This window comes from Blautia caccae (assembly GCF_040095955.1).
GTDB lineage: Bacteria > Bacillota > Clostridia > Lachnospirales > Lachnospiraceae > Blautia > Blautia celeris.
Genome location: NZ_JBBMFP010000005.1, coordinates 252,127 through 266,966, shown reverse-complemented (window position 1 = coordinate 266,966; position 14,840 = coordinate 252,127). Strand labels below are relative to the sequence as shown.

12 protein-coding genes are annotated in these 14,840 nt (G+C 47.8%); 3 read left to right on the top strand and 9 right to left on the bottom strand.

Annotation, left to right across the window (positions count from 1 at the left end; genetic code table 11):
- Positions 1-47 precede the first annotated feature (47 nt).
- The gene (locus WMO65_RS07870) at positions 48-3,980 is read right to left on the bottom strand and encodes an ATP-binding protein (RefSeq protein ID WP_148392909.1); all 3,933 of its coding nucleotides are present in this window, start codon (positions 3,978-3,980) and stop codon (positions 48-50) included.
- 13 nt (positions 3,981-3,993) lie between these two features.
- Positions 3,994-5,562: an extracellular solute-binding protein gene (locus tag WMO65_RS07865; RefSeq protein ID WP_181014396.1), complete on the bottom strand. Its 1,569-nt coding sequence runs from the start codon at positions 5,560-5,562 to the stop codon at positions 3,994-3,996.
- A 157-nt stretch (positions 5,563-5,719) separates the two neighbouring features.
- Between WMO65_RS07865 and WMO65_RS07860 the strand changes: the two genes are divergently transcribed.
- Positions 5,720-6,886, top strand: a complete 1,167-nt coding sequence (locus WMO65_RS07860; protein WP_033143436.1) for a cation diffusion facilitator family transporter — start codon at positions 5,720-5,722, stop codon at positions 6,884-6,886.
- A 38-nt stretch (positions 6,887-6,924) separates the two neighbouring features.
- Here WMO65_RS07860 and WMO65_RS07855 read toward each other — a convergent pair whose 3' ends face one another.
- From WMO65_RS07855 to WMO65_RS07845, 3 genes are all read right to left on the bottom strand, one after another.
- Positions 6,925-7,581, bottom strand: coding sequence for a lysoplasmalogenase family protein (locus tag WMO65_RS07855; protein ID WP_033143437.1), 657 nt, complete (start codon positions 7,579-7,581; stop codon positions 6,925-6,927).
- 92 nt (positions 7,582-7,673) lie between these two features.
- Complete coding sequence (locus WMO65_RS07850) at positions 7,674-9,011, bottom strand: MATE family efflux transporter (protein ID WP_187370616.1); 1,338 nt, start codon at positions 9,009-9,011, stop codon at positions 7,674-7,676.
- Complete coding sequence (locus WMO65_RS07845) at positions 9,004-9,441, bottom strand: MarR family winged helix-turn-helix transcriptional regulator (RefSeq protein WP_033143438.1); 438 nt, start codon at positions 9,439-9,441, stop codon at positions 9,004-9,006. The genes WMO65_RS07850 and WMO65_RS07845 overlap by 8 nt, the downstream gene beginning before the upstream one ends.
- 330 nt (positions 9,442-9,771) lie before the next feature.
- On the opposite strand from WMO65_RS07845, the gene WMO65_RS07840 reads away from it, so the two are divergent.
- Positions 9,772-10,464, top strand: coding sequence for an iron-sulfur cluster assembly scaffold protein (locus tag WMO65_RS07840; RefSeq protein ID WP_033143439.1), 693 nt, complete (start codon positions 9,772-9,774; stop codon positions 10,462-10,464).
- 50 nt (positions 10,465-10,514) lie between these two features.
- Positions 10,515-11,525: a GGGtGRT protein gene (locus WMO65_RS07835; RefSeq protein WP_033143440.1), complete on the top strand. Its 1,011-nt coding sequence runs from the start codon at positions 10,515-10,517 to the stop codon at positions 11,523-11,525.
- A 526-nt stretch (positions 11,526-12,051) separates the two neighbouring features.
- On the opposite strand, the gene WMO65_RS07830 is transcribed toward WMO65_RS07835, so the two are convergent.
- The 4 genes from WMO65_RS07830 to WMO65_RS07815 all read right to left on the bottom strand — a co-directional run bounded on the left by WMO65_RS07830 (position 12,052) and on the right by WMO65_RS07815 (position 14,810).
- Positions 12,052-12,789, bottom strand: coding sequence for an SIR2 family NAD-dependent protein deacylase (locus WMO65_RS07830; RefSeq protein WP_148392910.1), 738 nt, complete (start codon positions 12,787-12,789; stop codon positions 12,052-12,054).
- Between the two features lie 133 nt (positions 12,790-12,922).
- On the bottom strand, positions 12,923-13,573 hold the full coding sequence (locus WMO65_RS07825; protein WP_148392911.1) for an ABC-2 transporter permease: 651 nt from the start codon (positions 13,571-13,573) through the stop codon (positions 12,923-12,925).
- Positions 13,570-14,433: an ABC transporter ATP-binding protein gene (locus WMO65_RS07820; protein ID WP_033143443.1), complete on the bottom strand. Its 864-nt coding sequence runs from the start codon at positions 14,431-14,433 to the stop codon at positions 13,570-13,572. Before WMO65_RS07820 ends, WMO65_RS07825 begins: the two co-directional genes overlap by 4 nt.
- 2 nt (positions 14,434-14,435) lie before the next feature.
- The gene (locus WMO65_RS07815; RefSeq protein WP_033143444.1) at positions 14,436-14,810 is read right to left on the bottom strand and encodes a GntR family transcriptional regulator; all 375 of its coding nucleotides are present in this window, start codon (positions 14,808-14,810) and stop codon (positions 14,436-14,438) included.
- Positions 14,811-14,840: the final 30 nt, after the last annotated feature.

The following is a 14,840-nucleotide window of genomic DNA, read 5'->3' as shown; positions in this document are numbered from 1 at the left end:
ATTAACCATTATCTGCCCGGCAGATAAGAGTTACCAAAATAAAAGGGTCAATTCCTGCTGCCTATGACTCTCAGCAGCGTCTGCATCAGTTCCTTAAAGTCAATGGGCTTTGCCAGATGGCCGTTCATACCGCTCTCAATGGACTTTTTCATATCCTCATCAAACGCATTGGCCGTCATGGCAATGATCGGGATGGTCCTGGCATCTTCTCTGGGCAGCTTCCGTATCTCCTTAGTGGCCTCCAAACCGTCCATGACCGGCATGCGGATATCCATGAGAATCGCGTCGTAATATCCCGGCTCCTTCTCAGAAAATGCCTTCACGCCCAAAAGCCCGTTGACCGCCCGCTCTGCCTCAATGCCGTGAAGGTTCAGAATAGAACCGGCAATCTCCGCGTTCAGTTCATTGTCCTCCACCACCAGGATCCGTCTGCCCTGCAGGGCATCCAGCTCTCCGGGAACCGCCTCTTCCTCCGCCTGCTTTGTGCCGTCCTTCAGGACAATGGCAAAGGAGAATCTGCTGCCCTTGTCAGGCTCACTTTCCAGACTGATCTCCCCATCCATCATCTGCACAAGCTGGCTGCTGATGGCAAGCCCCAGGCCGGTTCCGCCAAACTTGCGGGCCGTGCTCTCGCCTGCCTGTTCAAAGGAATGGAAAATGCGTTTCTGGTCCTCCGCTTCGATTCCGATTCCGGTATCTTCCACAGAGAAGGAAATCTCTGTCCTGTCCGGTGCCGTCCGGCGCTGGCTTACAACAAAGAGGATATGTCCGTCTTTTCCTGTAAACTTCAGGGCATTTCCCAGAAGATTGATCAGCACCTGTTTCAGATGCATGGCATCTCCCATCACCCACTTCTGTATCAAATGGGTCTTCGTTGTATAGAAGATTCCCTTCTGCGCAGCCTGCGGCCCGATCAGATCATCTATGTTCCTCACCCACTGCTCCAGGTCAAAATCCAGCATCTCCAGCTTCATCTTGCCGCTCTCAATCTTGGACATATCCAGTATATCATTAATCAGCGAAAGAAGATAGTCTGAAGAGCTGCTGATTTTTTCCAGATAGGTCTGTACCTTTGGCGGCACCTCCTTATCCTGCATGGCGATTTCCGTCATACCTATGATCGCGTTCATAGGGGTCCGGATCTCATGGGACATTCTGGATAGGAATTCGCTCTTGGCCCTGCTCGCCTGGTCGTAACGTACTTTGTTCAGATTGTTCTCAATGATCTTGGCAGCCTCCTGGATATTGCTCTGCTCTTTTTTATCCCACAGAACCGCGTCTGCCTCTGCTGTCAGCGTGATGGAACCTATATATTTTCCTCCGTCTGTCATGGGAACACTGAATCCCCGTTTCGTCTTTGGCATCATAAGGAATTTCCGCTGGCGCTCCGTCATTTTTCTTCCGTCCAGCAGGAAAGGTTCAGAGCCATACTGCTCCGTCAGCGCTTTAAACTCCTCTGCCGTAAAACGCTTCATGTCCTTTTCCTGATGATCCGACGGGTCTCTGTGCCACTGGTGGGAAATATACGCGGTATGGAAATCCCGGTCCACGGAAGTCATGAGAATATCCGTTGCCCCGTAATAGCGGCCCATCTTCACAAAAAGCACAGCCAGAATGGATGCCATGTCTCCCCCCTTATCAAAGAAATTCAGGGTAAGAGAAACCATATTGAGCTGAGGTCCGCTGGTGATGCTGGCTATATCGTTGATCTCCGTCAGGATATTCTCTTTGGTCTGGCTTGGAATCTCCCGGTAGAAATACACCTTTCCGTCTTTTTTCTGCTTGGCAAAGGTCAGCGCACAGCGCACCCTGCGAAGAAGCTGGACATATCCCAGATTGGAGTTATTCCTCATACAGGCACCGATTGATACATGGACGCGGAATTCCGCTCCCTGGTAAAGCTGTGAGATTTCTTCCCTCACTTCCTCCATAAACTGCACGGTCTGTTCCCCGGTAAAATCCGGAAGCCAGATAAGGATCTCATCCCCGCCCTGGCGCACCAGCAGGATTTCCTGCTCCCGGGTCTGCATGAACCGCTCCTTTTTAGCAAGCAGCAGCGTGCCGATTTCCTCCAGGATCACATCCCCGAAGATAAGGCCGTAGGTCTCATTGAGAATGCGGAATCCATCCAGATCCAGAAGCACCATGCAGCCGCTGTCGCCCCGTGTGAGTACCTCCGTCAGATACCGGCGTCCCTCTCTCTGGGTATGCAGCTTTGTTATGGGGTCACGCTTCGCAGACTCAATCTCCCTGAGTTCCTGTATCTTCTGTTCGTGGATATCACGGATACTGCCGATGATCTTAGTCTTCCTGCCATTTTCGTCCTTGATCACCTCACCCTTTAACAGCCTCCAGCGGTAATCCTCCGTGCTGTCGCGTTTTCCCCGGAACTCCACATAGATCACATCCTCATCTCCCGAGAATGCCTGTTCCAGCTTCCTGCTGTCCTCCGGATATGTACGGGTTTCCAGCCGATCCATTTCTTCTGTTATTCTGTATCTGACTGCCTGCCCGTCCCGTTCGGGGTAGTTGAACAGCTCAATCTCCCCTCCGCTCAGATCATAAGTAAAGAAAATATCATCACTGCTCTGCAGGGCGATCCGGTAGCGCTCCTTCTCCTCTGTAAGCCCCCTCTCAGCCTGCTCCTGCCGGCTGGTCAGGTTTTTCACCACATCGTAAAGCTCATCCACCTCGGATACTCCGGAGGTCTTAAACTGCTCCAGGTTCTTACCGGCGCTGCTGCGTATACATTCTGCCAGGCGCCGGATGGGGTCTGTCACGTGGCTTGCCACCAGATATGTACAGATTATGCCGAATACCAGGGCCACCAGAATAGCTGCCAGCACCTTCCACAGAATCTGCCGTCCGATCCCGAATATGGCATCATCCTTCTGCACGCCTACCAGAAACCATTCCTCATCCTCAAAGGGGGTGTTTGTGTTATAGAGATGCAGCTTTTTGGCTGACGCGTAGAGTTCCCCGTCGGCCTTATCCTCATTGAGGACATAGACCTGATCAAACTTACTCTCCTCCACACGCAGGACCGTTCCCGCTGCTTTGAGCCGTTCCCCCAGAATACCGGAAGCCACAAGGGGCGCCCACCGGTCCTTCTCGGTGCTCTTTACCAGCATATAGCCGCTCTGTTCATTTTTATTCAGTTCACTGGACGGCAGCATATCCTGAATATGGCTGGCGGATATCTCCACTCCCATAACCCCGTACACCACACCGTCACTGATCAGGGGCACGGAATACGTGACAGCCGGGTATTCTCCGCCGCTCTTTCCCTCATTTAAGGAAAAAGGGTCGCTCCAGTATCCAAGATTAGCATAGCTGGCATCCGGATTTTTCTCTGCCGCTTCAAAGGGCTTATAAAAAAAATCATCCCTGGAGTTCTGCCCTGAGGGTCCAAATGTAAAATCTGTAGTCCAGTAGCTGTCCAGAGCAACCCCGGTCTGATGGACAATATCCCTGCCTCCCCGCTCAATGAGCACATCAGAGTAATCCAGAGAATTTGCAGATGGGTCAGCATCCCTGAAATAATAGCCCTTACAGGTCATGCTGCCCTCCTCATTTATCCCGTCCTTATTTGCCAGGATCATAAAACTGCCTGTCACCTCATTTTTCCTGAGCTGGTACAGGCTGGACATGGCTGTATTCTGCAGAAGCTTTTTCTGGAGGACACTGTCCCCCAGAAAGTCTTCCACGGAAGTCCTGTTGGATGAGAGCAGACTGTTAAGCTCTCTGGTGATCTTCTCTTCAAATTCACTGACTTCCATCCAGTGCTGGACCATATTGTTTTCCAAGGTGATCTTCCTGTTCTCCACTGTCTGCTCCATCATTCCCACAGCATAGGAGTCCAGCAGCCGCATGGTACCGCCGATCAGGACTGTTCCGTATGAAAGAAGGCTTTGTATCACAAGTACCGCAATCAGAGGGATACAAAACAGAGCCAATATCGTCCACTTTCTTTTCCTCATTATCTATTCCGCCTCATTCTGCTTTATTCATGGTATTCTGCAAAGCTGCCACAAAGTCGTTATACCAGTTCTGGAAGGATTCCTCCGATATATATGAGGCACAGGCTTCCTCAAGCGTCTGCCCCTGGGCGATCAGCTCCTGTACAGCTGCTCTGTCCTCTGCCGCCTTGTCAGCCAGATTGTATTCCAGAACTTTCCTGGCCTCGGTTCCGTGCTCAAACGCCTTGGTGGTATAAGGCACTGCTGTCTCAAGCGTGCCGAACAGGCTATCCAGGACATCATAGGTCTTATCCGGGATTTCCAGTCCCTGTTCTTTCACTACCTTGTCAACCGCCCCCAGACTGTTTGCCTCTTTCTTCACCGGAAGATAGCCGGAAGCGCAGCTGAAACGGATGTTGTTCTCTGACTCTGTGAACCATTTTAAAAACAATACGGAGGCGTATTCCTCTTCCTTTGTGGTCTCTGTGACCACCATTCCGGCTCCCTGCTGCACAATATAATTCTCTCCCTCTGCAAAGGAGGGCGCAGGCAGGACCACATAATCTATAGGGTAGGCACTGTCTTCCTGCTCCACCTCGTCCGGAAAATACATGGACGCCGTGGAGGAGCCTGTAAATGCCAGGATCTCGCCGATCTTCACATCGTCTGAACGGAATTTTCCGTACGCCGTAAAATATCCCTTCACAAAGGGCACATAGAAGTTATCCCAGATTCTTTTCATGGTTTCCCGGTCCGCCGAAACGGAAGCTTTGCCGTCCTCCACCCGGAAGATATCCTGGCCGAACTGCTTGGAACCGATGACAAAGAGGTTGGCAACCGAATCCCTTCCATAGAAAGCCTTGCCGTCCTCCGGCACGTCAGGGGTCAGGGAATCTGTCCACTCGTAATATTTCTGCGCCGTCTCCGTCACCCCTTCCAGGGTGGAGAGGTCATCCAGGGAGGCGCCGGATGCCTCCGCAAATTTGTCCCAGTCTGTCTTATTCATCATAAAGATCTCACTGGATTTCGCTGTGGGGAAAATGCGGAGCGTATTGCCTTTCCCGATTCTTCCCTCCTCTATATAAGAATCCACATAGGAATCCAGCTCCTCCTCTGACATGTAGGCTGAGATATCCGCAAGCTTTCCCCTTTTGTCCACCGTATAGGCGGCATCCGCATAGGCTGAGAAAATATTGGGCATTTCCTCAGACCCCACCTCCTCGTTCATGGAGGCCATCACTGCGTCTTCCAGTTCATTCACATTTCCCTGGCTGTAGCCTTTCACAAAAATGCCCTTTTCTTTTCCAACCGTCTCGTTGAATTCATTGACAAGCTCGTCAAACGCCACCTGCTGGGCACCGTTATAATAATGCCAGATCGTGATGGAGAGCGGTTTGTCGGGATTCAGCTTCACTGCATCCTCTTGCTCCCCTTCTCCGGTTTTCTCCTGGCTGTCCTGTTCCTTTTCTTTTGTCTGCGCTTTATCCTCTGTTGTGCTTTTATCCTTCGTACCGGCCGTATCATTTCCGCATCCTGCCAGAAGTCCGGCAGTCAAGGAAGCTGCCAGCATCAGGCAGCAGATATATCTCATTCTCTTTTTCATATGTATTTCCCCCCTGTGTTATCTGCAATTTTATTCCTTTTTATCATATCATTCGCACCCGAGAATGTAAATCTTTTTCCTGCTTTCTTGCGTCTTTCCAAACTTTCGTATAAAATAAACAGAGAATTTCACAAAACCAATATTTGGAGGGAGCTATATGATTCAGTTATTATCACGTCTGTTTATCAAGGATTATAAAAACACTGCCATGCCCCGGGTGCGCCAGGCATATGGTATTTTAAGCGGTGCGGTGGGGATTTTTCTCAACCTTGTACTGTTTGCCGGAAAATTTGCAGCCGGTATGCTCAGCGGTTCCATTGCCATCACGGCCGATGCCTTCAACAACCTCTCGGACGCCGGTTCCTCTGTCATCACCCTGATTGGTTTTAAGATGTCAGGCCAGAAGCCGGACCCGGAACACCCCTTCGGACACGGCAGGATTGAGTATATATCCGGCCTTTTTGTGTCAATCGCTGTGCTGATCATGGCCTTTGAGCTGGTGAAGTCATCCTTTGAGAAGCTCAGAAACCCCGCCCCGGTGGACAGCAGTCCTCTGGTCCTTGCCATCCTCTGCGCCTCTATCCTGGTAAAAATGTACATGGCATACTATAATAAGGCCCTGAGCAGAAAACTGGACAGCGCGGCCATGTCCGCCACGGCTGCGGATTCCCTCAGTGATACCGTATCCACGGCCGTTGTCCTGGCAGCCACACTGGTGGGGCGGTATACGGGTATCCTCATTGACGGATGGTGCGGTATTCTGGTTGGACTCTTTATCTTCTACACCGGCATCCAGGCTCTGAGAGAGACCATGAACCCGCTTCTGGGACAACCGCCCAAGGAAGACTTTGTAAAAAGCATAGAATCTCTTGTCACAGCCCATCCCACAGTCCAGGGCATCCATGACCTGATCGTCCACGACTACGGACCGGGCAGACTGATGATATCCCTGCACGCGGAGGTGCCCGCAAGCGGTGACATTTTACAGATTCACGACGAGATAGACAACATTGAGAAGGAGCTTCAGGAAAAGCTGCACTGTTCCGCCACCATACATATGGACCCGGTAGTCACAGACAATGTCCATATCAATCAACTGAAGGCGGAGGTGAACCGCATCCTCGCCGAAATCTCACCCCGGCTGAATATGCATGATTTCCGTGTGGTGGAAGGCCCCACCCATTCCAATCTGATCTTCGACCTGGTCATTCCCCATGATTTCTCAATGACTGAAGTGGACGTGGTAAACAAGGTCAAAGACCAGATCCGCGGGCTCCGGGGCTGCTACTACGCAGTGATCCAGGTGGACCACAGTTACAGCTGAAAAAAGGAGGAAAGCTGCACACAGCCTTCCTCCTTTTTTCATCCCGGTAAATATCTGCACACAGCCAGCAGGTAAACCGCGCTGTAATACAAAACCAGAAGTATTTTATCTAATTTTCTGCTGTTCTTTTCCCCTATGAGATTCACAGCCAGTATGGTATCCGATGCGACAAACGCGGCCCCGCCAAGAGCCGCAGCCCCGCCGGACAGCCCCGGATCTTCAAAAAACACAGTCCCCGCCATGGAAAACATGGCACAGAGAAACGCCACATACAGCGCCCCCAAAACCGCCAGCTTCCCAAGTTTTCTGATATACGGCCTGAGTATGGCAAAGAGTACTGCGTACACACAGGCAAACAATACCAGCGTAAACAGGCCCGGTGATACCAGGCACAGCATCCCTGCGATAAAGAACAGATGAGCCGCAGCAAACACGGCGGCACCTGTCACAAACTGTACCTCCAAAAGCGCATCGGCAGCCATGCAGCAGAGCGTTCCCGCTGCTATGAGCAGGGAGACTCGGTTCTGCTCCCGAATTGCCAGGTAAAGCGCCGGAAGCACAGCCATCAGTGTGGCAGAGACTTTGTATCCAATCTCCTTTCTGCCTGTTTCATGTTTTTTTCTCACATATGTGGTTCCCAAAAAAACCATCAGCACTGCCGCTGCCGGCAGAAGAAGCATTTCCCATCCCTTCAAGCACGCACCGCCTTCCCCGGTCTCTTCACGGACTCCGGAATTTTCGTATCTTCATTATACTATATTCGCGTATCCGCGTCCATCATTCCCGCTCAGGGAAGGTAGTGATATACGGATCTTTTTTTAACGGTATAGAACACAGCCAGGGCAAATGCCATAAGCTCTGCCGCCACGGACGCACTCCAGACTCCGCTCACACCGAACAGTACGGAAAATCCGATCAAAAAGATGACAAGAAACACCAGCGTCCGCATAAAAGACAGGACTGCCGAAACCTTCCCATCCCCAAAGGCGGTAAACATAGCTGAGCTGAAGATATTAAATCCCTTGAACAGATACCCAAACGCATAAACCAAAAGTCCCGCAGTGGCAAGTTCATAGACCTGACTGCCGCGCCGGGCAAAAACAGCGGCCAGATTTCCGGAAAACAGCAGGGTTCCCACTGTCATCACCGCACCCACACCCATACAGAATCCGATGCTGATCTTATATAATTTTCGTAGTTTCGCCACATTTCCCCCGCCGTAATTATAACTGAACAGCGGTGCCACTCCCATGGAATACCCAAGGCTTATGGCGATCAGCACAAAGTCCAGATACAGCAGAATGGATATTGCCGCGACACCTTCATTTCCCACAAGACGCATCATGATTATGTTGAACAGGAAGGTTGTGATACTTCCTGACAGATTGCTCACCATCTCTGAGGAGCCGTTTGTCATGGATGTAAGCAGTACCCTCCAGTCTGCCTTTGGCTTTACAAAATGAAGCTGCGCCTTCCGGTTAAATGTAAAGTAAAAAACACTGAAAAATGCAGGAATGCAGTAGCCGATTCCCGTAGCCACCGCTGCACCGGCAATTCCCATGTGGAACACACCGATGAAGACATAATCCAGTATCACATTGGCCAGTCCGCCCGCCACTGTGACGGTAAGGCCGATATGTGGTTTTCCGTTTGCCACAAAGAGGCTCTGGAACTCCAGCTGCAGTATATTGGCCGGCTGAAAGAAAAGCAGGGGAAAGGCATAGGCATAGCAGTATGCGTAGATATCCTCATCCGCACCCAGCATGTAAATGAGCCTTTCCAGGAATATAAAGGAGAGAACCGTGATCACAATGCCCAGCCCCACGGCAAACAGAGTGATAAACGTTACGTTTTCATTGGCCTCCCGCTGCTTTCCCTCTCCCAGCTTTCTTGACACAATGGCAGTGATGCCGGTGCCGAACATGGTCCCCAGAGCGATCACAAAGCTGAGCAGAGGATATACGATATTCACGGCAGAGAAAGCGTCCGTGCCCACAAGCCTTGACACAAACATACCGTCCACCACGGTATACAGGGACATAACGACCATCATGACCATGGAGGGAAGAGCGAATTTCAGGATAGAGGGAACCGTTATTTTTCTTTCCAGTCCCTGATCAATCATCCTGCATATCCCTCCACTGGTATCCGCTGATGGTCTTCAGCACATCCCCGAACATCTCTAACTGCTCCTGCGGATATTTCTCTTTTAATTCCCTCTCTATTTTATAAAATACCTGGTCATATACTCCCACGATCTGCTCCATATGGGGGCTTAACTCCAGAAAATAGACCCGCTTGTCTTTTTCGCTCTGTTTTTTTACCACCACGCCCTGTTTTACCAGTTCATTGATCTTCAGGGTCACGGCGGATTTTGTGATCTTCAGCACATCGGCCATCTTGCTGACTGTGCACTCCTCCATCTGTTCCATCACATTGATGTACAAAAGGCTGTTGTAGGAAAGCCCGTTATAATAATCATTTCCATTCATCACCTGCAGCTCGTACAGAGCCATGTGATAGTAGAAATCATTGATTTCTTTTACAAGATCCATATGCATCCTCCCGCTTATTAGTTTTGCTAATTTAATTAAATTTACTTAACTATATTAACAGGAGCAATTGGCTTTGTCAACCGAAACAACAAATGTTTGGATTTCCGTGTAAATAATCAACCTTAAATGAATCGAAAAGAACATATTTTTGATTTGTGAAAAACTGTGTCCCGCCATATTTTACCATTTACAGGGACAGACCGCTTTTAATTTTACTTTTTTAAAAAATAACTCTGGATTTTTTTGTCACTTTGTGAGAAAATGAATTGGAATAGGACGTTAAATTTCTAACGCACTTGAAGTAAATATATTCTTGAAAGGAGTTTTAAAATGATTTATTCACACGAAGTAGAAACAATGTGTCAGGTACATCAGGGTGTTAACCACGGCGCAGCTCCAATCCCGGAAGAAGCAAAATGGGTACAGGCAAAAGAAATTAAGGACATCTCCGGTTTAACACACGGTATTGGCTGGTGTGCACCGCAGCAGGGTACCTGTAAATTAACATTGAATGTAAAGGATGGTGTAATCCAGGAGGCACTGGTTGAGACGATCGGATGTTCCGGAATGACTCACTCTGCAGCTATGGCATCTGAGATTTTACCAGGAAGAACCATTTTGGAAGCTCTGAATACTGACCTTGTATGTGATGCTATCAATACTGCTATGAGAGAATTATTCTTACAGATTGTATACGGAAGAACCCAGAGTGCATTCTCTGAAGACGGACTTCCTATCGGTGCAGGTCTGGAGGATTTAGGAAAAGGTCTTCGTTCTCAGATCGGTACTATGTACGGTACCCTGAAAAAAGGACCTCGTTATCTGGAAATGACAGACGGTTACGTTACTGGTATCGCTTTAAATGAAGAGGATGAGATCATCGGCTACAAATTCATCAGCTTCGGAAAAATGATGGACTTCATCAAAGCAGGCGATGATGTAAACACAGCATATGAAAAAGCTCAGGGACAGTACGGCCGCGTTGACGATGCAGTGAAGATCATTGACCCGAGAAAAGAATAATTATACATACACTGCAACATCTGTCATAGAAAGAATAGGAGGATAAATTAATGGCTTTATTTGAATCATATGAAAGAAGAGAAAAACAAGTTCTTGCTGCTCTGAATAAATACGGCATTAACACCATCGAAGAAGCTGCAGAAGTAACAAAAGCTGCAGGTCTCGATGTTTACAAAATGGTAGAAGGCATCCAGCCGATCTGCTTTGAGAATGCAAAATGGGCATACACCGTAGGTGCTGCCATTGCGATCAAAAAAGGCTGCAAAAAAGCTTCTGACGCTGCTGCTGCTATCGGTGAAGGACTTCAGGCTTTCTGTATCCCGGGTTCTGTTGCTGACCAGCGTAAAGTAGGTCTCGGACACGGAAACTTAGGAAAAATGCTTCTGGAAGAGGATACTCAGTGCTTCGCATTCCTGGCCGGCCACGAATCCTTTGCTGCTGCTGAGGGTGCTATCGGTATCGCTGAGAAAGCAAACAAAGTCCGCAAAGAGCCTCTGCGCGTTATCTTAAACGGTCTTGGAAAAGACGCTGCACAGATCATCGCACGTATCAACGGATTTACATATGTAGAGACAGAATACGACTATGCTACAGGCGAATTAAAAGAAGTATTCAGAAAATCTTACTCTGAGGGACTTCGTGCAAAAGTTAACTGCTACGGCGCTAACGATGTACGTGAAGGTGTTGCTATCATGTGGAAGGAAGACGTTGACGTTTCCATCACAGGTAACTCCACCAACCCGACCAGATTCCAGCACCCGGTTGCAGGTACCTACAAAAAAGAGCGTATCGAAGCCGGCAAAAAATACTTCTCCGTTGCTTCCGGCGGCGGTACAGGACGTACCCTGCATCCGGACAACATGGCAGCAGGTCCTGCATCCTACGGCATGACTGATACTTTAGGACGTATGCACTCTGACGCACAGTTCGCCGGTTCTTCTTCTGTTCCGGCTCACGTTGAGATGATGGGCCTGATCGGCGCAGGTAACAACCCGATGGTTGGTATGACTGTGGCTGTGGCTGTGGCTGTTGAGGAAGCGGCTAAAGAAGGTAAATTCTAAGAAAACCTTTATAAGCAAGATTTTGCAAAGTCAAACCCCATTTTATGGTTTTGCCAAAAAACATTATATGTATTTCTTGACATTTAAGTTATTCTAGTTTAATATAAAAATAACAGAAAATGAATCTATGTGTGTTATGTCACAAAAGCGAAACCCCAGGAAGCGCTATCTTCCTGGGGTTTCTTTTTCCTTTATAGGGTAGGATAACCCAGGCTAGCTGTTGTTATTTTTTTCTGTCTAACCATTTACTAATATAGTAACAAACTATACCCGCCATGACAAAAATAAAAAATGAATCTATGTAGTGCATTATGCCACCTCCTTCCTGCTGGAAAGAGTCAACAGCAATCTAATTATATCTTCTTAACAACTTGCTGTCCACCGTTTCTCACCCCATTCCTGAAAATTCAGCAATATTACATATGGCAAAATAATATTTATTGTATATTTCCATTAAAAAAAGACCCCCGGCTGCCAGCCGGGGGTCTACAGTATGAAAGGCCTGCATATGCAAGCCTTTTCTCTTTTACAATCCCAATTTGCTCATAATATCCATGGCCTTACCATCAATTACAAGATCGGCTGCCGTATCCGCATAGTGATCCTGGTCGTTGATGAGGATTACCTTATCCCCCTCAAAATATTTTACATATGTCTTTGCAAGCTGCGAATGCATGCTGCATCCCAGAAGCAGCAGGGTATCTGCCATTCCCACCTCGTCAACCGCACGGGTCAGAAGTGCGTTATTCACCATTTCTCCCCGCAGGCATACCTCCGGGCGGATGGTTGTGCCGCATTTGGTACATTTGGGAGTTCCTGCACACTCTGCCACTGCTTTCATGGGGTATTTCGTTCTGCATTTCGGACATACATTCCGGTAAATGCTTCCGTGGATCTCCAGGACCTTTTTGCATCCTGCCCTTTTCGGCAGGGAGTAGATATCACGGGTAATGACAGCCTGCAGGATTCCCCTGTCCTCCAAACGCTTCAGAATCTTCATACCTTCATTGATTCTTCCTCTTTTGCTGAGGATTTCCCGTTTGTAAAAGTCATAAAACTGCGTCACTCTCGTATTATAGAACTCAGCACTGAACATTTCCTCAGGGGAACATCCGTATCTGGTTTCAATATCATACGCATCCTGGTCTGATCTCCAGTTTGTGCATCCGCACTGGCTGCTCACCCGCATTCCCAGCAGACATACCAGATACCTGCTGTTTTCAATCACTTTTTTTGCCCGCAGCAGCTTTTCTTCCTGTGACATTTTCCCACTCTCCGTACTTTTACTTATCCAGTTTTTTACACTAAGAATAATGTATCACTGTATAATTTTAAAGTCAAGAAAACAATTATCACGTCTGTATGACAATGCAGGGCAAACCAGGTTCTTTTCTGAATCAGAATTCCTTATTGCTGTATATCCTGATTGAAATCATGTAAGATACTGCTAAAACCAGAATACTTACTGCTAAAAGTATACCTGCGATTATTACTTGTCCGTTAGGATTCTGCTGAAGGTTAACCAGAAGTTTTTCCACAGCTGTCCCTTGTATCAAATCCTTTAAAAGCGTCAGTGCTAAAAACGGGATCATGAAAAGCATCATGAAAACTATCCTGCCTTTCTCCACACCCAGTTTATAGATTACAGGTATGACAATACCTGTAAAAATAGGGATAGCCATGCAGCCGGAAACAGTACTGAGTACCTGGTCTGCTACAGACATACCCAAAAGTGCTGCCGTTACTCCGGATATTACTATTGAAAATAAAGCAATCGCTAAAGTCATAATAATAACCAGCATATATCTTGCCTGTACAATCATCTTTTTTCCCAGAGGAAATGAAGCAGCATAGGTGTCCCAATGATAATACTGATCCGAATTGAACAGACTGAGCATCGTCGTTAAGAATACCACAATGCACATAACACCCACGTATCCTGGACTCTTCATCACGTAGCCAAACACACATAAAAATAAAAATAATAGTACATATGTTTTCTGCCTGATTCTGATACTGTATATATCTTTGAGTATAAGCCCTTTCATGATACCACCTCACCTTTCTCCAGCAGCAGAAGAACATCCTCAATATCCGGAGCATCCACTACCATATCCGGATATCTGCGCATAAACGCCTGTCTGTCCTGCACCAAAAATTCGTAGCCTAAAACGCCTCTTTTCAACCGCAGGATTCCTTCTTTATCCAGTGTGCTGTAATCCTCTTTGGAACATTTTCCCACACCGTAACGGTAAAGGATCTCGTCTTTATTCTCCACAAAAAGCAGCCTGCCGTTCTGGATAAATGCTATATAGTCGGATACCTTCTCCAAATCACTGATAATATGCGAGGACAGGAGCACTGTATGTGCCTCATCCTGAATGTATTCCAGCAGGATATCCAGCAGATCATCGCGAACCAGAGGATCAAGGCCGCTGGTTGCCTCGTCAAATATAAGAATCTTGGCTCTGTGAGAGAGCGCTACTGCGATCTGCAGCTTCATTTTCATTCCTCTGGAGTAATCTTTAATCAGCTTTTTATGTTCCAGCTTAAAGTCATTCAGATATGTTTCGTACAGTCCTGCATCCCACTGGCTGAAAATGTTCTCCATGATCCTGCCAATCTGTACAGCGTTCATGGTCTCATGGAAGTTTGCTTCTGCCAGAACCATACCCACCTGGTTTTTCCAGTTGTCATTCTTTTCTTCCAGTTTCTCGCCGTCCACATAGATTTCACCGGCATCTCTTTTTATGATTCCGAGAATACACTTGATCAGGGTGGTCTTACCGGCTCCGTTTGCTCCAACCAGCCCTACAATACTTCCTTTTGGAATTTCTAAATTAATGTGGTCCAGTGAGAATTTTTCATAGTTTTTCACCAGACCTTCAATTCTGATCGCTGCTTCCATTTTTATTCCTCCTCATAGAGCATTCTAAGCATCTCTGTCAATTCTTCCAGTTCTACTCCATTGATCTTGCTTTTTTCTACAGCTTTTTCCAATAAACCTTCTATTTCCTTTAACTGCTCCTCTCTCACAAGCTCATGGTTTGTATCCGCTACGAAACTGCCTTTGCCGACCTGAGAACAAATAAATCCATCCCTCTCTAATTCCTCATATGCTCTCTTCGTGGTGATCACACTGATGCGGAGTTCTTTTGCCAGAAGGCGCATGGATGGAAGTGACTCCCCCGGCTTTAGCTGGCCTCTCATGATTGCCTGCTTTATCTGCTCCGTGATCTGTTCGTATATGGGCTTCCCGCTTGTATTGCTGATTATAATATTCATCCTTACTTCTCAACTTTCTGTGCGCGCGTG